The following is a 24,601-nucleotide window of genomic DNA, read 5'->3' as shown; positions in this document are numbered from 1 at the left end:
ATTTTATGAATATAACAAAGAATATAGAGGATTACCTTAAGGCTATCTATAATTTAACCTATGAAGAGAATGTTAAAAAATTAGGAACCAATCAATTAGCGGATTTTATGGGTCTTACGCCAGCTTCGGTCAGTGTGATGATCAAAAAGATGAAAGACAAACAATTGGTAGTATACGAAAAGTATGGAAAGATAGAGTTAACCAAATCAGGACATGATATTGCCCTCAAATTGATTAGAAAGCATCGTTTGTGGGAAACTTTTTTACATCAGCATATGAATTTTAGTTGGGATGAGGTTCATGAAGTGGCGCATCAATTAGAGCATATTCACTCTCCAAAATTGATTAAAGAGCTAGATAATTTTCTGGGAAATCCAAAAAGAGATCCTCATGGTGATCCAATTCCTGATGAGAAGGGTGAGTTTATCGTTGAAACTAAAATACCCTTATCAGGTCTTATGGCTGGTGACTTTTGTCGTTTAGTATCTGTCAATGATAATTCGGCTGTGTTTCTTAAATACGTCACCCAATTAGGCTTGGCTTTGAGTAGTGAAATTGAGATTCTGGAAATAAGAGAATTTGACGCATCTATGCTCATATCTTATGATGGTAAAAAGGAAAATGTCTCTAAGAAATTTGCAGAAAGTATTTATGTTGAGAAACTTTAAAAGAATGTGATAATTTGGGATCAATTTGAATATGTTAAGAATTATTACGATGGGGGTTTGTTCATTTTAATATGAATAATATGATGATTAATCCTATAAAAATGTAAATTTGCTCAAAAATTAAAACAGTCTATGTTCAACAAATATATAAAATTGGTTTTGGCCGCAATTATTCTTGTATGGGCCGGGTTTGAATTCTCACAAGGTCATATCATGAATGGGATATCCATTGTTTTACTTGCGGGAATATTTGTCTTTTTTTATTTTAAGAATGAGATTCTCTTGTTGACTTTTTTCAAATTGAGAAAACAGGATTTTGAAGGAGGAAATAAATTGCTTGATAAAATTAAGAACCCTTCAGCTGCGCTTACAAAAAAACAGGAGGCCTATTATAATTTTTTGAGAGGTATTATGGTTTCTCAAACTAATTTAACACAGGCAGGAATTTTCTTTAAGAAGGCATTAAAGATGGGCTTGGCTATGGACCATGACAAAGCCATGGCGAAATTGCAATTAGCTGGAATTGCCTTGACCAAGAGAAGGAAAAGAGAAGCTACTACTTTAATTGCTGAAGCAAAAAAGCTAGACAAACACGGGATGTTGAAAGACCAGATCGTAATGGTGAAACAGCAAATGAAAAAGATCTAGATAAAGATATTCCTTGCATCAGTTTGTTGTTTCTGTCAGAAAAATACGAACCCAAAGCTTATGAAAAGAAGTCACATTACTTTTATATGTATTTTTTTTAGCTGTATTGCTTGGTCCCAGGAACTGAGCCTGATGACTTATAATATTCGTTACGCTACAGTAAATGATCAGGAGAATCAATGGGAAAAGAGAAAAGAATACCTCACCCAGCAAATTGATTTTTATTCACCGGATGTCTTTGGGATTCAAGAAGGCCTGCATTCACAATTAGCTTTTATTAATGAATCACTTTCAAGTTATGCCTATATTGGTGTTGGAAGGGATGATGGCAACAAAAAAGGTGAATACTGCGCCATTTTCTTTAATACAAAAAAACTGGAAGTCGTTGATGAGGATACTTTTTGGCTTTCGCCTACTCCTGAAAAGGTGTCTAAAGGCTGGGATGCTGCCTTAGAGCGAATATGCACCTATGCTAAGTTTAAAGATAAGGTAAGTGGTAAAATATTTTTGGTGTTCAATACGCACTTCGATCATATAGGGGAAGTGGCTCGTGAAAAAAGTGCTGAGTTGATTGTTAAAAAAGTAAACGAAATCAATAAGGATAATGTTCCGGTTATCATAATGGGTGATTTCAATTTGAATGAGAATAGCAAAGCTATAACTTATTTGTCTTCAGTATTTAACGATTCCAGAATCGCTTCAAAAGCCAAGCCCTTCGGACCGCATGGCACATTTACCGGATTTGAATTTCATGAACCGGTAAAAGACAGGATTGATTATATATTCTGCTCTAAGGATAATATTAGCGTAAACAAATACGGGATTTTAACTGATTCTAAAGACGGTAAATATCCTTCCGATCATTTTCCGGTAGTGGTAAAGATCAATATGAATTTAAATTCCATTAATAACTAGTTTTTTCCCTATATACATCAGTTTAAAGTCAGCTTCCACTTTTAATTTACTATAATCTGCTGGAATGATATGGATTTTATTTTCAACGTCTTTGACAAATACCGGGATTGTTTTAACTTCCTTCATAGTAGCTTCCATAATTTCCAGATAATGCTCATATGAATCTATTTTTACCTCATTAATAATGGGGAAATCTCTTACAACCTCAGAAATATTGATGAAATCATCAGTTTGTGAAAAAAGACCTTCTTCAGGATTATTATTAGGGTCTTGCATTTCCTCGCCACTAATAAGTCTAAAGGCACCTTCTTCACCAAATACCCCTCGTAACTTTGCAAGGGCATATTCGTTAATCGCAGGGCTACCAGTCAGGGCGAGTAAAAACCCAATATCGTTTAATTCAATATTTTCAAAAATTTCATCGGCATAAATATCACTCTCAAAGGCCTCGAGACCTTCCTCTTTGGCTTTTGAAATATTTGCCCGATTGCTATCTATTAAAACAACCCTTCTATTATTGTTTTTTAAGTAGCTGGCAATAAGTCTTGATGGATCTGAAGCCCCAACAATTAAAATGCCCTCAGATTTTTTCAGCAATACCCCTGTAATTCTTGCAACTATTTTAGCAGTCGTTGCATTTAACAATACGGTACCTAAAACAATCATGAATACAAGAGGGGTGATATAGTTGGCATTTTCAACACCCTGCATGGTGAGTTTAAGTCCAAATAACGAGGCAATACCAGCTGCCACGATCCCTCTGGGTCCGACCCAACTGATGAATATTTTTTCATTTCGGGTAAGTGCACTTTTTCTACTGCTGAAAAAGACGCCAATAGGCCTTACAATTAATACGACAATACCAAAAAGGATGAGTGAATTCCAATTGTAAATGAGTTCTAGATCTGTGAGGTTAATATTGGCCGAGAGCAGTATAAAAAGGATAGATATCAGCAAGATACTTATGGTTTCTTTAAAATAAAGCACATCCTTTAAGGCAGCTATATTCATATTACCAAGTACCATCCCCATAATCACAACAGCTAATAAGCCACTCTCATGCGCAAACAGATCAGAAAGTACAAATACACCTAACACAAGGGCTAAGGCCACTACATTGAGCAGGTAATGAGGAATCCAACGCTGTTTAAGTGCAGTCGCAAAAACATAGGCAGAAGTAAAACCGATAGAAAACCCAATAATGATAATTTTTCCAAATTCCACTAAAGTTTCTTTGGTATATTCAGTGCCATGATCACCACCAATGCTTATAAATTCAAATACAAGTACTGCAACTAAAGCTCCGACAGGATCAATAAGAATTCCTTCCCATTTTAAAACGGTTGAGATATCTTTCTTTAAGGGTAGGTTTCTAAGAATGGGTGTAATTACCGTTGGTCCGGTAACAATAATCAATGAAGAAAACAAAAACGATAAAGGCCAATTCAGACCGATTATAAAATGTGCTGCTATACCGGCTGTAATCATTGTGATTAAAGCTCCTACTGTAATTAGTTTATAGATAACCGGGCCTACACTTTTAATTTCATCTTTTTTTAATGTAAGACCCCCTTCAAAAAGGATCAAGGCAATAGATAAAGACACAAAATTGAATAGACTTTCACCAGGAAACAGGCCAAATTGACCATTCCAAACCGGTTCAATCCATTTGTTCCCATCGGCAGAAAACATGGTAGAAAACGGGCCAACAAATAATCCAGTTAAGATGAGTGGGAGGATGGCTGGAATTTTAAATTTCCAAGCTACCAATTGGGCCATAATTCCTAAAATAATGATACTTGCAAGTTCGAGCATATAATATTTTATTGATAGCCTAAAAATACTATTTTTATATGATTCAAAACCATCTTAATTATTCTGGATGTTTTGAAACAGACATTTAGCTTGATCGCTTCTTTTTTTTAATACATATATTATGAATTTTGAACTTTGTACAGATTCTGTTGAAGGCGCTGCTGCGGCAGGTACTTATGGCTTTAAAAGTGTTGAACTCTGTTCTGCACTATCGGTGGGAGGCTTAACTCCTAATTATGGATTGATCAAAAAATGTGTTGATAGATCAGAAGCCGAAATCCATGTGATGATTCGGCATCGCGAAGGTGGATTTCAAATCACACAGGATGATCTTCAAACCATGAAGATGGATATTGAAGCTGTTAAAGTAGCTGGAGCATTTGGCGTTGTATTTGGGATATTAAATAAAGATAACACGGTTGCTGACGAGAATGCTGAATTGGTTGAATTAGCTCAAGCTCTGGGATTAAAGACTACCTTTCACAGAGCATTTGATTTTGTCCCCGATTTTAGAATTGCAATTGAAAAGGTGGTAGGTTTTGGGTTTGATAGATTGCTTACATCTGGCCTTCAAGAGCAAGCAGAAAAAGGTATAGCAGTTATTTCTGAAATTCAGCAAAATTACGGAGATCAAATTCAAGTCATAGCAGGAAGCGGCATTAGTAAAGAGAATGCTTTAAAGTTTTCGGGATCGAATATCAATTATTTACACTTCACTTCCAGAAAACCAACTAAAGAAGAATTAAGGTTGGGCATGGGGCAGTCAATGGATACAGATCATGAGAAAATCCAATTGATAATTAACCTGCCTTTTAACTATATCAACTAAGCATTTTGGACGAACAGTTATCCATTTTGTTTTCTGAGAGAATATATATAGAATTGCTGTCGTTGTAATGTAAGAGTTTATAAATTCATATGAGATACGTAATAATAGTTTTTATTTTTAGCATTTCCTTTTTTAGCAGTACCGCCTATTCACAAAATGGGCTCGATCAAGTTGTGTTTAAGAATCAGCCTGTTAATTATGAAGGGACTATCAGTGCAGATTCAGCAGTAGTTAGTTTACAAAAAGGAAGATTGGTTTATAAAAAGGTTGAAGTTCCGAATTTCCCTGATGGCACTGATGTCAAAATCAGACTGTCTCTTAGATCGGAAGGAGATCGTTGGGATAAAACGGGCTCTTGTTTTGTTGTCGCTGACCCAAAATTAATTTCAATCTTGGATATTGCTGAAGGCAACAAGAAATTTCCAATGGAATCAGGAATTGATGGGGCATTTCTTGGCGTGAGAAAAACAAATGATTATGAACCAGTTATTGAATTAGTGAGGTTTATTACACCATTTGGTGTTGGTCATTATAGTAAAGAGCAAAACTCCCATAGAAAGCCAGTATATATTCCCGAATGGGAAAAAGAGGTAGTCTGGGAGACAGATATTTCTCATTTATTAAAAGTGGTTACAAATCATTTTTATATTGGAGTTTGGATAGATTCTTGGACTAAAGAAGGCTATCGTATTGATTTGAGTCTACATTATTCAAACAGACCTGATAAGTTGGTTCATGTCAAAACTTTACTAAACACGGTTAGTTATATAGAAGGGCAATCTTTACCAGATTTCTTTGCTGACGGCATGTTAGAACAGGATTTTAGTTTTGATACAGCAGTCAAAAATGTGAAACTGTACTATATTACTTCCGGACATGGTGGACATAGTGGAGGTGATGAATTTAGCAAACGCTCCAATCGTTTGAAAATTGACAAGCGCACTGTTTTGGATTTTATTCCCTGGCGAGATGACTGTGCATCTTTTAGGAGATTTAACCCTAGCTCAGGAGTTTGGTTAAAAAAAGATTCGGCATCGTATATTGATTTTGAAGCCAAAAAATATCGGGTAAAAGAAATTGAAGAACGCATTGCCTCATCAGATCTTTCAAGATCAAATTGGTGTCCTGGATCTATAGTTGAGCCTGTGATTGTCGAATTAGGAGATATGAGCGCAGGCGGTCATAAGCTTACGTTAGAAATTGATGCCTCAGCAGCTGAAAAGGACAAATATAATCACTGGTTGGTATCAGCCTATCTCACTTATGAAGAATGAATTATTAAACGATGATACTGGTACCTTTGCTGGAAATATTTTTGCTCTCATCAAATATAAAATCAATTCTCCCCATATTTACACCCCAACATCCTACCTGATTGACAAGCATATTCTTGTCGTCTGCATTCCTTGTTACCGTTGGCTTTTTTAAGAAAGTATGTGTATGCCCACCAATAATAAGGTCAATGTTTTTAGTTTGTTTTGCCAAAACCATATCACTGATATAATCCGGATTACTTTTATAATAATACCCTAAATGAGAAAGACAAATCACCAAGTCACATTTTTCTTCTGTTTTGAGTAAATTACTCATGTCCTGCGCAATTTCAATCGGATCGAGATAGTTAGTTTCCTTGTATAATTGGGGGTCAACCAAACCATCTAATTTGATACCAATACCAAAGACTCCAATTTTAATACCGTCTTTATAAAAGATTTTATAGGGTTTGGTTCTGCCATCCATAATGGTGTTCTTAAAATCATAATTGGCGATAAGAAAATCGAAACTGGCATGCGGAAGCTGTTTATGTAATCCGCTTACACCATTATCGAAATCATGGTTGCCTATAGTGGCAGCGTCATAACCTAACTTACTCATCATCTTAAATTCAAGTTCTCCTCCAAAATAATTAAAATAGGGTGTTCCCTGAAAAATATCGCCAGCGTCAAATAACAAGGTGTTTGGATTTTCAAATCGGACAGATTCAATAAGAGAAGCCCTTCTTGCGACACCACCAATATTTGGATATTTTGCGTGCTTATCCGAGAAAACTTCGATATGACTATGCACATCATTCGTGTGAAGTATGCTAATCGTTGTTTCTTTATTGGCATCGCATGAAGTCAATTGTAAACCTCCTAAACCAATAAGAGATCCTGTTGCGATTGTATTTTGTAAAAACTTTCTCCTTTGCATCTAGTTAATTTGTATAAACCTGTTATCTAGTGAACTTTTTAATGTGTCGAGTTGCCTTAAATTATCGATTAAGGCATCACGAACCTTATATTCTGTGACATATAATGAAAGTGGCTTGGTAAAAAATGACATATTGTCTCCACCATGTTGTAAATAATCATGGGTTAACACCCGATAGTTTTTTTCAGGATCAAAGTTTTTACCTTGGATATTTATGGCCGCTATCTTGTCATTATCCAGGCTTATTCTCATTCCTGAAATGGGATGAGCCTGTTTTCTTTTGAGTAAATAATTAAAAAGATCCTCAACCATTGATCCAGATAATTCTACAACGACTAGTTTGTTTTCAAATGGCATCAGTTTGAAAATATCCTCAACTTTAACATCCCCTTCAGGGATAGCAGTTCTAATTCCACCATAGTTAAATAAGGCAAAATCTATATGTTCTTTTTTTTCTTTGTAAAAAATACTATCGGCAGCCTGAAAACAGGCGTCTGCGTAAAAATTACCCAAAGAACTTTCTAAAAAAGCTTCCTGTCTTGACAAGACTCGTGGATTATAACACAGAATCTCATTAATTTTTGTTTGTAAAGAATCATGATAAGGTTGAATCTCTTTTAAAAAATTCGCATCCGCTTTGAGATCAGGGCCTATTTCGATCTGTTTGCCGCGAATCATTTTTAGCTCACTGTTTTTTTCTTTACAGGAAACCATGATTTTGTTTAATAATGATGAAATCAATATTAATACTATTATTTTATATAGTTTTGTGTGCATAATTCTGGTGAATGGGACTATTGAATCTAAAGAATAAAACTGCGCATAAATTTATAAAAAAACAGCGTAAGGCAATTGCTTTAAACAAGGAATTTGATGTAATATCAATTAACCGTGTTGGGGTGTTGTCAGAGTTGTCTTTGATTCAAACCTATGATTTTACAAAAAGGCTAAGTGAGTCCCTTGGTTTACGTCAAGAAGATATGAAAGTATTTCTTTTTGATGTTGTAGGAAAAAGTGAAGCACCTGGTTTTTATGGAATGTGTGACGAGAAAAATTTTGGTTTTAATGCAAAAATAAAATCAGAGGCGCTTAGTAAGTTTGTGGATATAAAATTTGATCTTTTAATTAACTATTGTAACCCTGAACTGCTTTTCCCAAGAGTAATTATGTTAAAGTCAAAGGCGCAATTAAAGGCAGGATTTGAAGCAGAGGCTAATTTTTTTAATGATATTTCAGTAAAAACACCAGGAAATGACATTGACACTTTTAACGCTGAACTTGTAAAATATTTACAGATACTAAAACTTATTGATTAATTTATAAAGATTAATAAACGAATGGAACAATTTAAGGGAACAGGTGTAGCGCTAATTACACCTTTTACTTCAAACGGAGAGATTGACTTAAATGCCTTACAACGTCTGGTAGACTATCAGGTTGATAATGGGGTTGATTATTTAGTAGTTCTTGGAACTACGGGAGAAACTGCTACACTTGATTCTGATGAAAAGGAATTAGTGAAATCCAAAGTCATAGAATTTAATAAAGGAAGACTTCCGTTAGTTATTGGAATAGGAGGAAACAATACGCTTGCAATTATAAAAGAATTGAAAGAAGGAAATTTAAATGGTTTTTCGGCTGTTTTATCTGTTTCGCCATATTATAATAAACCTTCTCAAGAAGGAATTTATCAGCATTATAAAATGATTGCCGAACAAAGCCCCTTGCCGGTAATTTTATATAATGTTCCACCTAGAACCGGATCTAATGTATTACCTGAAACTGTTTTTCGACTGGCAAAAGATTGTAAGAGCATCATAGGGATTAAAGAAGCAGCTGGAGATTTTGAACAAGTACTGGAATTGTTGAAAAACAAACCAGATGATTTTCTTGTAATTTCAGGGGAAGACAAGTTGGCTTTACCTTTGGTTTTAGCAGGAGGTTCTGGTGTGATCTCAGTGATTGGCCAGGGTCTGCCAAAAGCGTTTAGCGAGATGATTAGATTGGGGCTGAAAGGTGACTGTCAAAAGGCGTTTTCAATATTTTATGGATTGACAGAAAGTATTGATTTGATCTTTTCTGAAGGAAACCCGTCTGGTATAAAAAGCATGCTAAAATCCTTAAAGATATCAGAATCATTTGTGAGATTGCCATTAGTGGATGTATCAACTGATTTACAACAAAAAATTAATACCTTTGTAACTGATTATAAAAATTAAAAAATGGTTTCAAGCATTATTGAAAAAGCACTAAATCTTCAGATTCAAATTGAAGCTGAATCTTCACAGATATATTTAGCAATGGCCTCATGGGCTGAAAATCAAGGTTTTGAAGGAGTGGCTTCATTTATGTATGCGCATTCAGATGAAGAAAGAATGCATATGCTCAAATTGGTAAAATTTATTAATGAAAGAGGTGGCCATGCCCAGGTTACAGCGTTGGAAAAACCACCAGTATCATTTGGATCGTTTAAAGAGATGTTTCAAAGCCTTTTTGACCATGAAGTGATGGTATCTCAAAAAATCAATGACCTTGTTGATATAACACTTAAAGAAAAAGATTATGCAACGCATAACTTTCTTCAATGGTATGTAGCTGAACAGATTGAAGAAGAGGCTCTTGCGAGAAATATTCTTGATAAAATAAACCTTATTGGGGATGATAAAGGTGGTTTATATCTGTTTGATAACGATGTAAAATTGCTAGTGGGTAATCAGGCAGCTGCACCACAATAAGGTATAACTACAATTAGATTTGTTTTACACTACTAGAAGTCAATTGTTTATGGCTTCTCTGTAGTTGTTCAATAATGCCTAAAATATTTTTTCTAATTCCGTTTTAAAAGAGTAATTTTGCCAGATGCGAAAAATGAAGAAGTTAACGTTTGTTCTAGCCATATTCTTTCTACTTGGTTCATGTGGGGAATATCAGAATGTTCTCAACAAAGGGAAGAACGCTGAAAGGTATCAGTTGGCCGTGAAGATGTATGAGGAAGGGGAGTACAAAAAGGCGATTTCCTTATTTGAAAAAATTATGGGTCCTTATGCCAATAAGCCCCAGATGGAGAGAATTCAGTTTATGATTTCGGATAGTTATTTTCAAACAGAGAATTATTCAATGGCCTCATATTACTTTACGAAATTCATTACAAATTATCCAGAAAGCTCTAAGGTTCAGGAAGGCGCGTATTTGAGTGCTAAAAGTTATTATTTAGCGGCACCGGTTTATAGTAGAGATCAAGAGGATACCTACCAGGCTTTGACAGCTTATCAGGGTTTCATTGATAAATACCCTAATTCTGATTTGATTGAAGAGGCGAATAAAGATTATGCAGAATTAAACAGGAAATTACAATTCAAAGATTTTGAAGTGGCGAGACTTTATTACCATACTGAAAAGTACGCTGCATCAATTCAGGCATTTGAAACTTTTAACGAAGACCATTTAGGATCTGAATTTAAGGAAGATTCTTTTTATTACAGTTTTAAATCAGCCTATGAATTGGGAATGAATAGTGTTCTAGCAAAGAAGCAAGAAAGATTATCTGAAGCAATTTTATCCTATAATAAATTTAAAAAGACATATCCTGATTCGGATTATTCGAAGGAGGTTGATGGTATGGGCTTAAAACTGCAAGAAGAATTAAATGAATTAAGAGAATCATTATCAACAATATCACAAAAATAATTAACTGATGAAAGATTACAAAAACACTGGAGCTCCAGAAAGTACTATTACTTTTGACAAAGTTAAAATCGAAGCGCCAACTGAGAATATATATAAGGCAATTGCGATCATGTCAAAAAGAGCCTCTCAGGTTAATGAAGATTTAAAAAGTGAATTGATTGACAAATTAGAAGAATTTGCAACTTTTAATGATAGTCTGGAAGAAGTATTCGAGAATAAGGAACAAATTGAAGTGTCTCGTTTTTACGAACGTCTTCCTAAGCCAACTGCAATTGCTGTTCAGGAGTGGTTAGATGATGAAATTTTCTATAGAACTCCAGAAATTGATAACGATAAATTAGACTAGTTATGTCTGTTTTAAGCGGTAAGAAAGTCCTTCTTGGAATTACTGCGGGGATTGCTGCGTATAAAACTACTTATCTGGTAAGGTATTTTATTAAGGCTGGGGCAGAAGTGAAGGTTGTTATGACCCCTGCGGCTAAAGATTTCGTTACCCCATTGACATTATCGACCTTATCAAAGAACCCGGTTCAATCTACCTTTTACGATAAAAGTGAAGAGAATGAATTGTGGAATAACCATGTTGATCTGGCACTTTGGGCTGACCTCATGGTTATAGCGCCACTGACTGCCAATACCTTGGCTAAAATGGCCGATGGAATCTGTGACAACTTGTTACTCGCTACCTATTTATCCGCTAAGTCAACTGTCTATTTTGCTCCTGCAATGGATTTAGATATGTACCAGCATGCAACTACTTCCGCTAATATTGACACGCTTGAAGCCCGCGAAAACGTATTTATAGCTCCTTCTTTTGGGGAGTTGGCAAGCGGACTTGAAGGTGAAGGCCGGATGGCAGAGCCCGAAGAGATTGTAAATTTTATTGAGAATCATATTATAGCAAAATCACCTTTATACGGAAAGCAAGTGCTTATAACAGCCGGGCCAACCTATGAAGCTATTGATCCTGTAAGATTTATCGGAAACCATTCATCAGGTAAGATGGGTTTTGCTCTTGCTAAAGTAGCTGCTGATTTAGGTGCTGATGTGAAGTTGATATCAGGACCGAGTAATGAAGAAGTATCGCATAGTAATGTAAAGAGAATTGATGTGGTGAGTGCTGAACAAATGTATGAGGCTACCCACAGCTATATTAATGACAGCCATATTGCTATCTTCTCCGCAGCGGTTTCAGATTTTACACCAAAAGTTGTATCTTCTCAGAAAATAAAAAAGAAAAAAAGTAACATGGAAGTTGCTCTAGTTCCTACAAAAGATATTTTAGCTTCTGTTGGCCTCATTAAAAAGAGCCAGTTCTTGGTTGGTTTTGCTTTAGAAACTGAGAATGAGCTGGAAAATGCCAAGGAAAAAATTCAAAAGAAGAATCTTGATCTAATTGTTTTGAATTCTCTTCGAGATAAAGGAGCTGGTTTTAAATCAGATACCAACAAAGTTACTTTAATTGATAAAGAAGGTCAGATACTGAGTTTTGAACTCAAGACAAAACAGGAAGTGGCTTCAGATATTTTTAATGAGATTTTAAAAAGTGTTCATGCGTAAGTTTTTAATTCTATTCGTACTTATTTTTGGATTGAAACTCTCTGCTCAGGAGTTGAATTGTGTTGTTTATATAAACGATGCGGAAATTGGTGTTTCAAATAAAAAGATTTTTGACACTATGCAGAATGATATTTTTGAGTATATGAACAATACCAAATGGACCAGTTCTGCATATAAAAATCATGAAAAAATTAACTGCTCGATAACCATTAATATTTTAGAAGCAGTATCAGCAAATAGCTTTAGAGGTAGCTTACAACTGCAGATATCCAGACCCGTTTATAATTCGACCTATACAACTTCAATATTAAATTTTAACGATAATAATATTTCATTTAACTATGAAGAGTTTCAACCCTTGGTATACAATGAGAATAATTTTGACTCTAATCTGGTATCAATTTTAACTTTCTATGCCTATACCATATTAGGGTATCAGGCAGATACTTTTGGTTATAAGGGAGGTGAAAATTTCTTTAAACTTGCTGAGAATGTTGTAATTGTTGCACAGCAAGGTGGTGGAATTGGCTGGAATCGTATTGATGGAAATTACACCCGTTATCAGTTAAATGAAAATTTATTATCTCCGGTTTATGAACAGTACAGAAAGACCATGTATGAGTATCATATATTAGGACTTGATAGAATGGTTGACAATTCAAGAGATGCTAAAGAAGTAATGGCCAGGTCAATAGAAGGTCTCCAAGGTTTGTATAATGAACGACCCAACACATTTTTAATCAGGGTTTTCTTTGATACAAAAGGAGATGAAATTGTAGATGTTTTTGCCGATGGTCCGAGAATAGATACCTCTCGACTTCGAGATGTGCTCTCTAGAATTTATCCTTCTTTTGATGAGAAATGGAAGGAAATTAAAATATAGCCAACCATTACCTATTGGTGTATTTAAGTTTGTAATAGTTCAATATCTTTATTCTTAGAAGAATTTATGCTTGTATCCTTATCTATAAAAAATTATGCTTTAATTGAGAACCTAAAAGTTGACTTTAAGGATCGCTTGTCTATCATAACTGGTGAAACAGGTGCTGGAAAATCTATTTTGATGGGAGGTCTGGCTTTGGTTTTAGGGAAAAGAGCTGATAGTAGTTTGGTTTATGACAAGGTGAAAAAATGTGTTATTGAAGCAGAGTTTCAAGTATCGTCATATCATTTAGAATCTTTTTTCGAAGCGAATGATCTTGATTATGATCCTTGGGTCATAATTAGAAGAGAAATTTTACCCAACGGTAAATCACGTGCGTTTGTAAATGATACCCCAACAAACTTATCTATACTGAATGAATTGACTAGTCAATTGATTGATATTCATTCACAACACGAAACCTTGCAGTTATCCGATCCATCGTTCCAGTTTCATATCATAGATGCACTATCAAATAATGCATCATATCTCAATGATTATAATTTGGCTTTTCAAAAGTATAAAGCTTTAATAAAAGAATTACAGGCCTTTGAGGAACTGCAGCTTCAGGCCAAAAAGGAATATGATTATAATTTATTTCTCTGGGAGGAATTGGAAAAAGCCGATTTGAAAGTCGGTGAGCAAGAGGACTTAGAAAAGGATTTAGAAAAATTATCTCATGTAGAGGAAATCAAGTTGAGTTTAGCGGCTATACTTGATATTTCGGAACAAGAACCTTTAGGAGCTTTAAATCAAATGTCTGCTATTGACCAACAATTATCAAAAATTGAAGGTTATGCCGATTTATATGGTTCGATGTCAGAAAGAATGAAAAGTGTTTTAATAGAATTCAAAGATCTGCTAGCAGAAATTGCAGATGAAAATGATAACTTGGTCTATGACCCGGCAGCTTTGGAAAATGTTGAAGATAGACTGCAAACCTTGTATGATCTGCAAAAGAAGCATGCTACAAAAAGTATTGAAGAATTGCTAGTTATTAAAGAGGCATATCATTCGAAGATTACTGATGTTGATAATGCAGAAGAAACAATTTCTAATGCCTCTCAAAAAATTCAAAAGGCTGAATTGTCTCTAAACAAGATTGCGTTGAAAATTCGCAAGAGGAGGCTAAATGCTATACCTGAATTCAAATCTCAAATAGAATCTGCATTAGGTGCTCTTGAGATGAAGAATACCAGATTTAAGGTTGCATTGACAGAAAGCGAAGATTTTCTATTAAATGGAAAGGATAAACTTCAGTTTTTGATGTCATCTGATAAGGGAAAATCTTTTGAGACCATGAAAAAAGTGGCATCTGGCGGTGAGATGTCTAGAATGATGTTAGCCGTAAAATGGATTTTGTCTAAGTATTCAAGTCTGCCAGCCATTATTTTTGATGAAATTGATACGGGTGTTTCCGGGGAAGTTTCAAATAGAATTGCAGATGTGATGCTGGCGATGAGCCAGAATATGCAGGTGATAACAATTACACATTTGCCCCAGGTTGCGGCAAAAGGACACCATCATTACAAAGTTTTTAAAGAGGATAATAAGGATGGTATTTCATCTAATATTAAGTTAATGAACTCAGACGAGCGATTGGTTGAGCTGGCCCAAATGCTTGGGGGCAGTGCTATTACAGACTCTGCTATGGCTCATGCGAAACAGCTATTATCCTGATACTAAATATTAAAATAATCTATTAACTTTGCCGAGGCCTATTCCAGAATTAATGGATGGCTTTTAATAAAAATACAATTAATTAAACACGAACATATGTACAATCTATTAAAAGGAAAAAAAGGAATCATTTTTGGAGCTTTAAATGAAGACTCTATTGCATGGAAGGTTGCTGAGAGAGCTCATGAAGAAGGCGCTACATTTGTATTGACAAATGCACCTATCGCAATGAGAATGGGCGCTATTAATCAGTTGGCAAAAGATACTGGTTCTGAGATTGTTCCTGCGGATGCCACTTCTATGGAAGACCTTGAAGCCTTGGTTGATAAATCAATGGAAATTCTAGGCGGAAAAATAGATTTTGTACTTCATTCCATAGGTATGTCTATCAATGTGAGAAAAGGTAAGCATTATACTGAGTCTAATTATGAATTTACTCATAAAGGATTTGATGTTTCAGCATTGTCTTTTCACAGAGTCATGAATGTATTGTATAAAAAGAACGCTATGAATGAGTGGGGATCAATAGTTGCCTTAACTTACATGGCCGCCCAAAGAGTATTCCCTGATTATAATGATATGGCTGACAATAAGGCTTATTTAGAATCAATAGCACGAAGCTTTGGTTATTTCTTCGGACGTGATCATAAGGTTAGAGTGAATACAATATCTCAATCTCCAACACCAACTACCGCAGGAAGCGGCGTTAAAGGATTTGGCGGGTTTTTAAGTTATGCAGAAAAAATGTCACCTTTAGGTAACGCTACAGCATTGGAATGTGCAGATTATACTTTAACACTTTTTTCAGACCTTACAAAGAAGGTTACCTTGCAAAATTTATTTCATGATGGAGGATTCTCAAACATGGGAATTAGCGATGTGATCATGGATGGTTTTATGGACGGCGACGAATAGAATACTGAGACATATTGAGTAACAATTGAGAATCGGGAAAATTTTGAGCAAATCTTAACTTTCCCGATTTTGTTTTAATTTAGAACTAGAAATTATCCTGTATTGCGTTTTTCAATCATCATTCCAGTTTATAATAGGCCAGAAGAGCTAGACGAATTACTGCAAAGTATTTACGTTCAGGATAAGGAGCGTAAAACTGAAATTGTCGTGGTGGAGGATGGTTCTGAGAAACAGAGTAGTTCAGTTGTTTCAGCTTATGAGAATTTATTGAATATAAAGTACTGCTTCAAGAAAAATTCTGGACCTGGAGACAGCAGAAATTACGGCATGAAAAGGGCATCGGGTGATTATTTCATCTTGCTCGACTCTGATTGTATCCTGCCCGATAATTACCTGTCTATAGTTAATAACGCGTTAGAAAAAGAATATGTTGATGCATATGGAGGCCCGGATGCTGCGCATTCGTCTTTTACAAATTGGCAGAAGGCAATTAATTATAGTATGACCTCATTCCTGACAACAGGAGGATTGCGAAGTGAAGAATCACCCACTAAGAAATTCCAGCTTAGAAGTTTTAATATGGGTATTTCCAAAAAAGCTTTTGCCTTAACAGGAGGATTCTCAAAACAAAGAATAGGAGAAGATATAGATCTAAATTTTAAGCTTTTAGAAAAAGGCTGTAAAACACGATTGATTAAAGATGCATTTGTTTATCATAAACGAAGAACTTCATTGGGACAATTTTATAAACAAACCCGCAATTTTGGAGCAGCAAGGCCAATACTGAATAAGATGCATCCGGGATCTGCAAAATTGAATTATTGGTTACCCTCTTTTTTTGTCTTGGGTTTATTGTCATCTATGGTCATCTGGTACTTTTTTTCACCAATAGGGTTTCTGATTTATGCCCTGTATTTTTTGGCCATATTAATTGATTCTTTTGTCAAGAATAAGAAAATCGCGATTGCTTTGTCAAGCGTAATGGCTGCATTTATTCAGTTTTTAGGCTATGGAACTGGGTTTTTAAGATCAGTTTACAGACTTTATTTTCAACGCAAGGGTATTAAAGAGGCTTTTCCCGGAATGTTTGCTTAGAATTTTTGCCTTTGTGATAAGCCTCGTACATACAGCTTCTATTTTCCTTAAATTTACACAATACAAATTCACCTTATGGAATATGCAAAAAATATATTGGAGACCATCGGAAATACTCCTTTAGTGAAACTTAATGAAATTGTTAAAGATGTAAATGCCTTGGTACTTGCAAAGGTGGAAACCTTTAACCCTGGGAACTCAGTTAAAGACCGTATGGCGCTTAAAATGATAGAGGACGCGGAAGCTGCCGGTTTATTGAAACCAGGAGGAACAATCATCGAAGGTACTTCAGGGAATACAGGGATGGGCCTTGCCATTGCAGCCAATATCAAAGGCTATAAATGCATATTCGTTATTGCTGATAAACAATCAAAAGAGAAAATAGATATTTTGAGGGCCTTAGGGGCCGAAGTTGTAGTTTGCCCTACTCATGTGGAACCAAATGATCCCAGATCTTATTATTCTGTTTCCAAGCGATTGTCGGAGGAAACTCCGAATTCATGGTATGCGCTTCAATACGATAACCTATCGAATACAGCTGCTCATTATGAGAGTACCGGGCCAGAAATATGGGAGCAGACTGACGGAAAAGTAACTCATTTTGTTGTTGGAGTTGGCACGGGTGGAACCATCTCAGGAGTTGGTAAGTATCTGAAGGAAAAGAATCCGAATATTAAAATATGGGGAATAGATACTTATGGATCAGTGTTTAAAAAATACCATGAAACAGGTATTTTTGATCAAAATGAGATATACTCTTATATCACAGAGGGCATCGGTGAGGATATTTTACCTAAGAATGTAAATTTTGATATTATTGATGGTTTTGAAAAAGTTACAGATAAAGATGGTGCTGTATACACTAGAAAACTAGCCAGGGAAGAAGGGATTTTTGTTGGCAACTCAGCCGGGTCAGCGATCAAAGGTTTGATTCAATTGAAGAAGCATTTTAAACCTGATGATGTTGTGGTTGTTTTATTTCACGACCATGGAAGTAGGTATGTGGGTAAAATGTTTAATGATGATTGGATGAGAGAAAGAGGATTTCTCGATGAAAAAATAAGGATTGCCGCCGATCTTGTTAAAGGGCAAAGTGATAGGGAACTAATTTCTGTCAAGACTGAAGAATTGGTCTCTCACGCCATTGAGCGGATGAGAAAGTATGAAATATCTCAATTACCGGTAATGGATGCTGATGGATTTGTCGGCTCACTAGATGAAAGTCAGTTGTTTAGATTGTATTTTGAAGACAAGGATATTGCTGATAAGCCCATAAAGGAAGTGATGAGCAAACCTTATCCAATTGTAAAGAAAAATGCGGCGCTTGAAAAAATATCAGCCTTAATTAATAAAGATAATCAGGCTGTTATTGTAGATATGGGAGCAGGTAAATATCATATGATTACCAAGCATGATATCATTAGAGTAATACACTAAAATGTGCGACCCGAAAAATTAAAAGGATTAATTATAGTCTGGATACCAATTTCTTAATCTTACTTCTATTTCAGGATTTCCTTCATTAACAAGGGTTTTAAAAACTTCTGTGTCACTCATGTCAGGATTGCCCCTGTAGTGATAAGGATAAACAATGCCAGGTTTGAAGTCTAATACGGCGCTCGAAGCTTCCTGTACATCCATAGTGTAGGGTAGGTTCATGCAGACAAAAGCTATATCAACATGCTGCAGGTTTCTCATTTCTTCAATACCCGCTGTATCACCTGAAATATATACTTTTTTCTTTCCCATTACCAAAAGATAGCCATTGCCTCTTCCTTTAACATGCTTGGCATCGTCAGATTCGGGCAGGTTATACATTGGCAGGGCTTTGATATCAATCCCAAATAGCTTTTTGTGATCGTCATTGGCGAGTATATGTAACTGATTCTGGTACTTTTCTGACATTTTATCGGCAACAGCCTGAGGAACTATGATTGGTGTGTTTTTAATTTCTAAGGCATCTAGGGTGTCTTCATTTAAATGATCTCCATGGATATCAGTGATTAAAATAAGGTCAGGTTTTGCCATACCGGTAAAAGCGCTGGCTCCTCCATAAGGATCAACATAGATTATTTTACCATTGAATTGCATCACCAAGGTTCCGTGAAGAATCGGCTGTATAGTAAGGTCTCCTTTTTTAGTTTTGAATGTATCTGCTTCAGGTCTTTGAGAAAACACAAAAAGAGTTGAAAGTATACATAATAAGGTGAGGATTGGCTTTTTCGACATGGTTAGGGTTTTAATGGTGGGATTAAAATATTTTTTTTACTTCGATCTTCAAATACGAAATGGCTGCATTAGTTGGACCATCATTTTTACCTAAATTGGTTAAGATGTCTGCTCTTAATTGTTCAGCAGTTTCAATTTCCTCTTTGGCAGCAGTAGTTCGAATAATTTTGACAATAAGATTTTTTGACGTGACTACAGCTTTCCATGCTGTTTCTGACACATAAATTTGCTGGGCCAAATTATGTTCAAATTCTTGTTCTACTATTCCTATTAGTTTGTGACTATACTTTTCAGGATCTTTTCCAGTTGGTTTTATTCTGATGAGTAATTTATTCAATGATATTCTTTCCAGAAAAAGAGTTAGTCTTTCAAAAGCCTGAAGTCTTAGCGGGAGCGCCTGCTTATTCGTTTCTCTTCTGAGAAGAAAATTTCGCCTTTTATTTTCATTTTCAACGTGAGTTTTGAAGAAATAAGCGGCTATTAAGCCAGTTACAACTGCAGGTAAGGTGTAGAAAAGTAATTCTATAATACTTGTAAGATCCATTTTCAGATATTTGGTTTCAAATATAGCTTATGTAACAATAATTACAAAGCCAAGTTAGATGACAATTGTCACATTAATTGGTGACTGATGATACTAAATTTGTTTTAAATTAACAAGGGCAAAAAATCTAAAGTAAGTGTTTTTATCAATTTATTAAGACATTTCGTTTAAATTAGAGATTGCATCGCAAATTTAATCATTATGATACACAAAGCAATTAAACTATTTTTAATACTATTGAGCAGTATGGCCATGGCTCAAACCGGACACCTCATGCAAGGCGTAGGTGCGGTAAACATGTCAATGGGGGGTGCTGCAACAGGGCAGCCTCTTGATATTAGTGGAGCCATGCAATGGAATCCTGCGTCACTTTCTGTTTTTGACGGGTCTATTTTAAAATTTGATATTGGAGCTTTTGAAGGTGTTCCTGAATTATCATCATCGCTTCCAGCTGGAATGTTAGGTGAAGGAGCGCCAGCTACTTATGGGGAGACTAAATCTGAATTAGGATTTATGCCTATGCCGGCTATTAGTTTTGCATGGGGTAAAGCTGACTCCAAACATACTTTTGGTGTTTCTGCATTTGGAATTAGTGGTTTTGGAGTAGATTTCCCTCAAGAAACCAACTTGCCTGTTGGTGCTGATGGTAATCCGAATCCCAATTGGGATCCAAACAGTTCAAACGCTATCCTATACCCTCAAAATTTGATGGGCTTTGGGAATTTGCATTCTGAATACATGTTATTACAGGTTGGGTTTACATGGGCTTATCGTTTTTCTGAAAAATTCTCTATTGGTTTACAACCCACTTTTAATTATGCTTCTTTATTATTAGAACCTAACCCGTTATCTGCACCGAGTCAAACTTTGGGCTATCCTTTAAGTGAATCAGCTTCAACTACTGGATTTGGTGGGCAAATAGGTTTGTTCTATGATTCTTTAAAAGGATTTAAAATTGGTGCTTCTTATAAGAGCAAGCAATACTTTAGTGATTTTGATTTTGAAAATACGTATCTGGACGGTTCTTCTGCACCAAATGTGTTATTTAATATGAATTATCCTGCCATTTACTCTATCGGTATCGGTTATTCTAAAGGAATTATTGATTTTGCTTTAGATTATCGCTATGTGGATTATGAAAATACAGAAGGATTTGCAGATTCTGGTTGGGAAACTCAATTGAACCCAATTTTGAGACAAGAAATACCTACTGGAGCAGTTAATGGATTTGGATGGCAAAACATGTCAGTTGTTTCAGCTGGACTTCAATTAAAAGCCATTAAAAAATTACCATTAAGATTTGGTTATACATATAGTTCTAATCCTATTCAGGATGAGTTAGCTTTCTTTTCAACTCCGGCAACAGCTATTATTGCACATGCCTTCCAATTTGGATTGAGTTATGAAGTTTCAGATAATTTCAGAATTGATGCTGTATATCATTATGGTATGAGCGATGGTAAAACAAGTGGAAACCTGTTGAACCCAACTCCTGCAATTGATTTTAATGGTGATGGTATGCCTGATGGACCATGGGATGCAACACTTAATCCGCTTGGGAAAATTCCTGGATCAGAAGTTGCTTATGACATGACGACTCAAATGTTTATGTTAGGATTTAATATGAATTTAAAAGGTAAAGATACAGATGGTGACGGCGTAAAAGACAAAGATGATATGTGTCCTGAAGTAGCCGGTCTTGAGCAATTCAACGGCTGTCCTGATAGTGACGGAGATGGTATACAAGATTCAGAAGATAAATGCCCGAATGAGGCAGGTTTAGCGAAGTTTAATGGCTGCCCTGATACTGATGGAGATGGTTTTCCTGATAAAGAAGATATGTGTCCTAATGAAGCAGGTTTAGAGCAGTTTAACGGTTGTCCTGATACAGACGGAGACGGTGTAATGGATTCTAAAGATGCATGTCCAAATGAAGCAGGCCCTATTGAAAATAAAGGTTGTCCTGTAATAGATACTGATGGTGACGGTGTTCCTGATGACCAGGATAATTGTCCGAATGTAGCGGGTGGAGCTGAAAATTCTGGTTGCCCTGTAGTGACAGCTGAGGTTCAAAAAGAAATTACAGATTTAGCAAGAGCTATTTATTTCACAACCGGGTCGAATAGTTTTACAGATGAAACTCAAATTCGTTTAGAAGGTATTGACAAGATTTTAGCCGAATATTCTACATCGAATTTTGTGGTTGAAGGTCATACTGACAGTACAGGTAGCGATAAGATCAATACAGAATTGTCTCAAAAAAGAGCTGATGCTGTAAGAGATTATCTAATTGAAAATGGTTTTCCTGCTGAGAACATTAAGGCTAAAGGTTATGGTTCTTCAAAACCTATAGGTGATAACAATACTAATAAAGGACGTCAGGCCAATAGAAGGGTTGAGATTTTCCTAGATAATTAGAATATTTTTAATCTTTTAAAAACCGCTTTTCGAAGCGGTTTTTTTTTGACAAAATGTCAATAACTTTTATTGTTCTTGTTCAATATCCATTGTATTTTTGAACAAAACCGTAGATATAGTGAGTAGTTATCTGGACGAATTAAACGAGGCGCAAAAAGAAGCAGTTCTTCAAAGAGAAGGACCAATGATCATCATAGCAGGTGCAGGCTCTGGTAAAACCAGAGTTCTTACCTATAGAATTGCACATTTGATGCAAAACGGAGTTGATCCCTTTAATATTTTGTCGCTGACATTTACGAATAAGGCTGCTCGTGAAATGAAATCCAGAATCGCTAGTGTTGTGGGGCCAAGTGAGGCCAAAAATTTATGGATGGGCACATTCCACAGTGTTTTTGCCAGAATCCTTAGGAGTGAGGCTGATAAATTAGGTTACCCTTCTAATTTCACCATATACGATACACAAGATTCTGTTCGCTTAATTTCTTCCATAATTAAAGAATTACAGCTAGAAAAAGACAAGTATAAGCCAAAGCAAGTGCTTGGAAGGATCTCTCAGTTTAAGAATAGCTTGATCACTGTTCGCGCCTATTATCAGAATCCTGAGGTCATGGAAGCCGATAAAGTTTCAGGAAGGCCTAAAATGGGGTCGATTTATAAGGAATATGTAGACCGGTGTTTCAAGGCAGGAGCTATGGATTTTGACGATTTATTATTGAGAACCAATGAATTGTTGACCCGATTCCCAGAAGTACTTGCCAAGTATCAGGAAAGATTCAAGTATATACTTGTTGATGAGTACCAAGATACGAATCATTCACAGTACTTGATTGTAAGAGCATTGGCTGACAGGTTTCAAAATATCTGCGTGGTAGGTGATGACAGTCAAAGCATTTATGCGTTTAGGGGTGCTAATATCCAAAACATTCTAAATTTTCAGAAAGATTATGATGATGTCAAAATTTTTAAACTGGAACAAAATTACAGGTCATCGAGTACTATAGTTCAAGCTGCAAACAGTGTTATTGACAAGAATAAAACGAAATTAGACAAAGAAATATGGACCTCTAATCAAGAGGGAGAGCCTATTAAAGTAATGCGCACATTTTCAGAAGGAGATGAGGGGCGTTTTGTAGCGAGTTCGATTTTTGAAAATAAAATGCAGCATCAGTTACCCAATGATAGTTTTACGGTATTATATCGAACCAATGCCCAATCAAGAGCTATTGAGGATGCGCTTCGAAAAAAAAATATCAAATATAGAATTTATGGAGGCCTGTCATTTTACCAAAGAAAGGAAATAAAAGACACCTTGGCTTATCTGAGATTGTTGGTTAATCCAAGTGATGAAGAGGCGCTTAAAAGGGTTGTTAATTATCCTGCCAGAGGAATTGGTCAGACTACTATTGATAGATTGGTCATTGCCGCTAATGAGCATAACATAACTATTTTTGAGTTATTGAGCCAACTAGAAACTTTGCCTGTTGGAATCAATTCTGGTATCAAAACAAAACTCACGAATTTTAGAGATATGATCAGGAGTTTTCAAATCGAGTCACAGTCAAAGAATGCCTTTGAGATGGTCGAATTGGTTGTGAAGAAAGCCCGGTTGATCAGAGATATTGAAGCCGAAGGTACGCCTGAGGCGGTTAGCAGGGTAGAGAATGTTCAGGAGTTAATGAATGGTGTTAAAGATTTTATTGAAGAACAAAAGGAAAAGGATGAAGATGCTTCCTTGGCCTTTTTTCTAGAAGATGTTGCACTTGCTACAGATTTTGACAAAGAAAAAGACAATGTCCCGAGAGTTTCCTTGATGACAATTCATCTTGCCAAAGGATTGGAATTTCCTTATGTTTATATTGTTGGGCTTGAAGAAAACTTGTTTCCGTCAGCCATGAGTATGAATACCCGAAGTGAGATCGAGGAGGAGAGAAGGTTATTTTATGTAGCACTTACCAGAGCAGAAAAGCAGGTTTATCTATCTTATGCCCAATCGCGTTATAGGTGGGGAAAACTGATAGATTGCGAACCAAGCAGGTTTTTAGAAGAAGTAGATGATAAGTTCGTTGATTATATAACGCCTAAGAAGGAAGTGAAATCCCCTAACGTTTTTATTAATAAAGACATTTTTGGAACACCTGATAAACAAAAAATAAGGTTTAAGAAACCTGTGAGCAGAACTGTAGAAAGGAATGTCAAAAAACCTCCTATGAAATCTGTGAAAGTGACTCCTCCAAAGAACCTTAAAAAGGTTAGTGATATGGGAGGATCTCAAAATTTATTTGACAATAACCTCGTACAAGGAAATGTTGTTGAACATGCCAAATTTGGTCAAGGAGAAGTGCTCACGGTAGAGGGAGCAGGAACAAGTAAAAAGGCCGAAATTAGATTTCAATCTGGCGACACGAAGAAGTTGTTATTGCAATTTGCTAAGTTGAAGATTATTGGCTAATTACTTGTCTAGGTCATCAAAATAATTGTTACTT

At 35.7% G+C, this 24,601-nt stretch carries 23 protein-coding genes; 18 read left to right on the top strand and 5 right to left on the bottom strand.

Features of this window, described 5'->3' with window-relative positions; all coding sequences use genetic code 11:
• Positions 1 to 5: 5 nt before the first annotated feature.
• From QWY87_RS16780 to QWY87_RS16770, 3 genes are all read left to right on the top strand, one after another.
• Entirely contained in the window at positions 6 to 668 is a 663-nt protein-coding gene (locus tag QWY87_RS16780) for a metal-dependent transcriptional regulator (protein WP_290293391.1), read from the top strand.
• A gap of 132 nt (positions 669 to 800) precedes the next feature.
• Entirely contained in the window at positions 801 to 1,316 is a 516-nt protein-coding gene (locus tag QWY87_RS16775; protein WP_290293390.1) for a DUF2892 domain-containing protein, read from the top strand.
• Positions 1,317 to 1,376: 60 nt separating this feature from the next.
• A complete protein-coding gene (locus QWY87_RS16770) occupies positions 1,377 to 2,231 on the top strand; it encodes an endonuclease/exonuclease/phosphatase family protein (RefSeq protein WP_290293387.1) in 855 nt (284 codons plus the stop codon).
• Here QWY87_RS16770 and QWY87_RS16765 read toward each other — a convergent pair.
• Complete coding sequence (locus QWY87_RS16765; RefSeq protein ID WP_290293384.1) at positions 2,211 to 4,046, bottom strand: cation:proton antiporter; 1,836 nt, start codon at positions 4,044 to 4,046, stop codon at positions 2,211 to 2,213. The genes QWY87_RS16770 and QWY87_RS16765 overlap by 21 nt on opposite strands.
• Before the next feature lie 121 nt (positions 4,047 to 4,167).
• Here QWY87_RS16765 and QWY87_RS16760 point away from each other — a divergent pair, with 121 nt between their 5' ends.
• Positions 4,168 to 4,875, top strand: coding sequence for a copper homeostasis protein CutC (locus QWY87_RS16760; RefSeq protein ID WP_290293381.1), 708 nt, complete (start codon positions 4,168 to 4,170; stop codon positions 4,873 to 4,875).
• 89 nt (positions 4,876 to 4,964) lie between these two features.
• Complete coding sequence (locus tag QWY87_RS16755) at positions 4,965 to 6,149, top strand: PNGase F N-terminal domain-containing protein (RefSeq protein ID WP_290293379.1); 1,185 nt, start codon at positions 4,965 to 4,967, stop codon at positions 6,147 to 6,149.
• A 4-nt stretch (positions 6,150 to 6,153) separates the two neighbouring features.
• Here QWY87_RS16755 and QWY87_RS16750 read toward each other — a convergent pair whose 3' ends face one another.
• Both QWY87_RS16750 and QWY87_RS16745 read right to left on the bottom strand, forming a co-directional pair.
• Positions 6,154 to 7,068 (bottom strand): bifunctional metallophosphatase/5'-nucleotidase, encoded by a 915-nt coding sequence (locus tag QWY87_RS16750; RefSeq protein WP_290293377.1) that lies wholly within the window; start codon positions 7,066 to 7,068, stop codon positions 6,154 to 6,156.
• Positions 7,069 to 7,782 carry a 5'-nucleotidase C-terminal domain-containing protein gene (locus QWY87_RS16745; RefSeq protein ID WP_290293375.1) on the bottom strand — a complete coding sequence of 238 codons (714 nt, stop codon included), beginning with the start codon at positions 7,780 to 7,782 and terminating at the stop codon, positions 7,069 to 7,071.
• A gap of 74 nt (positions 7,783 to 7,856) precedes the next feature.
• Here QWY87_RS16745 and QWY87_RS16740 point away from each other — a divergent pair, with 74 nt between their 5' ends.
• From QWY87_RS16740 to QWY87_RS16690, 11 genes are all read left to right on the top strand, one after another.
• Positions 7,857 to 8,384: a DUF6913 domain-containing protein gene (locus QWY87_RS16740; RefSeq protein WP_290293373.1), complete on the top strand. Its 528-nt coding sequence runs from the start codon at positions 7,857 to 7,859 to the stop codon at positions 8,382 to 8,384.
• A 21-nt stretch (positions 8,385 to 8,405) separates the two neighbouring features.
• Positions 8,406 to 9,287, top strand: coding sequence for a 4-hydroxy-tetrahydrodipicolinate synthase (gene dapA / locus QWY87_RS16735; RefSeq protein WP_290293370.1), 882 nt, complete (start codon positions 8,406 to 8,408; stop codon positions 9,285 to 9,287).
• A 3-nt stretch (positions 9,288 to 9,290) separates the two neighbouring features.
• Complete coding sequence (locus QWY87_RS16730) at positions 9,291 to 9,803, top strand: ferritin (RefSeq protein WP_290293368.1); 513 nt, start codon at positions 9,291 to 9,293, stop codon at positions 9,801 to 9,803.
• A 133-nt stretch (positions 9,804 to 9,936) separates the two neighbouring features.
• Positions 9,937 to 10,755, top strand: coding sequence for an outer membrane protein assembly factor BamD (locus QWY87_RS16725; RefSeq protein ID WP_290293366.1), 819 nt, complete (start codon positions 9,937 to 9,939; stop codon positions 10,753 to 10,755).
• A 7-nt stretch (positions 10,756 to 10,762) separates the two neighbouring features.
• Complete coding sequence (locus QWY87_RS16720; protein WP_290293364.1) at positions 10,763 to 11,101, top strand: DNA-directed RNA polymerase subunit omega; 339 nt, start codon at positions 10,763 to 10,765, stop codon at positions 11,099 to 11,101.
• Between the two features lie 2 nt (positions 11,102 to 11,103).
• A complete protein-coding gene (gene coaBC, locus QWY87_RS16715; RefSeq protein ID WP_290293362.1) occupies positions 11,104 to 12,315 on the top strand; it encodes a bifunctional phosphopantothenoylcysteine decarboxylase/phosphopantothenate--cysteine ligase CoaBC in 1,212 nt (403 codons plus the stop codon).
• The gene (gene porD / locus QWY87_RS16710) at positions 12,308 to 13,198 is read left to right on the top strand and encodes a type IX secretion system protein PorD (protein ID WP_290293360.1); all 891 of its coding nucleotides are present in this window, start codon (positions 12,308 to 12,310) and stop codon (positions 13,196 to 13,198) included. Before coaBC ends, porD begins: the two co-directional genes overlap by 8 nt.
• A 66-nt stretch (positions 13,199 to 13,264) precedes the next feature.
• Positions 13,265 to 14,917 carry a DNA repair protein RecN gene (recN, locus tag QWY87_RS16705; RefSeq protein ID WP_290293359.1) on the top strand — a complete coding sequence of 551 codons (1,653 nt, stop codon included), beginning with the start codon at positions 13,265 to 13,267 and terminating at the stop codon, positions 14,915 to 14,917.
• Between the two features lie 96 nt (positions 14,918 to 15,013).
• A complete protein-coding gene (locus tag QWY87_RS16700) occupies positions 15,014 to 15,832 on the top strand; it encodes an enoyl-ACP reductase FabI (protein WP_290293358.1) in 819 nt (272 codons plus the stop codon).
• Positions 15,833 to 15,934: 102 nt separating this feature from the next.
• Positions 15,935 to 16,927 (top strand): glycosyltransferase family 2 protein, encoded by a 993-nt coding sequence (locus tag QWY87_RS16695; RefSeq protein WP_290293356.1) that lies wholly within the window; start codon positions 15,935 to 15,937, stop codon positions 16,925 to 16,927.
• Positions 16,928 to 17,002: 75 nt separating this feature from the next.
• Positions 17,003 to 18,364 (top strand): pyridoxal-phosphate dependent enzyme, encoded by a 1,362-nt coding sequence (locus QWY87_RS16690; protein ID WP_290293353.1) that lies wholly within the window; start codon positions 17,003 to 17,005, stop codon positions 18,362 to 18,364.
• Between the two features lie 27 nt (positions 18,365 to 18,391).
• Here QWY87_RS16690 and QWY87_RS16685 read toward each other — a convergent pair whose 3' ends face one another.
• The gene (locus QWY87_RS16685; protein WP_290293351.1) at positions 18,392 to 19,156 is read right to left on the bottom strand and encodes an MBL fold metallo-hydrolase; all 765 of its coding nucleotides are present in this window, start codon (positions 19,154 to 19,156) and stop codon (positions 18,392 to 18,394) included.
• A 22-nt stretch (positions 19,157 to 19,178) separates the two neighbouring features.
• Positions 19,179 to 19,700, bottom strand: coding sequence for a DUF7935 family protein (locus QWY87_RS16680; protein ID WP_290293349.1), 522 nt, complete (start codon positions 19,698 to 19,700; stop codon positions 19,179 to 19,181).
• A 201-nt stretch (positions 19,701 to 19,901) separates the two neighbouring features.
• Here QWY87_RS16680 and QWY87_RS16675 point away from each other — a divergent pair, with 201 nt between their 5' ends.
• Positions 19,902 to 22,118, top strand: a complete 2,217-nt coding sequence (locus tag QWY87_RS16675) for an OmpA family protein (protein WP_290293347.1) — start codon at positions 19,902 to 19,904, stop codon at positions 22,116 to 22,118.
• A 118-nt stretch (positions 22,119 to 22,236) separates the two neighbouring features.
• The gene (locus tag QWY87_RS16670) at positions 22,237 to 24,567 is read left to right on the top strand and encodes an ATP-dependent helicase (RefSeq protein WP_290293742.1); all 2,331 of its coding nucleotides are present in this window, start codon (positions 22,237 to 22,239) and stop codon (positions 24,565 to 24,567) included.
• Positions 24,568 to 24,601: the final 34 nt, after the last annotated feature.

This window comes from Lutimonas halocynthiae, from assembly GCF_030409835.1.
Taxonomy (GTDB): Bacteria; Bacteroidota; Bacteroidia; order Flavobacteriales; family Flavobacteriaceae; genus Lutimonas; species Lutimonas halocynthiae.
The sequence above is the reverse complement of the archived record's forward strand: the minus strand, read 5'-3'. Positions and strand labels throughout refer to the sequence as shown.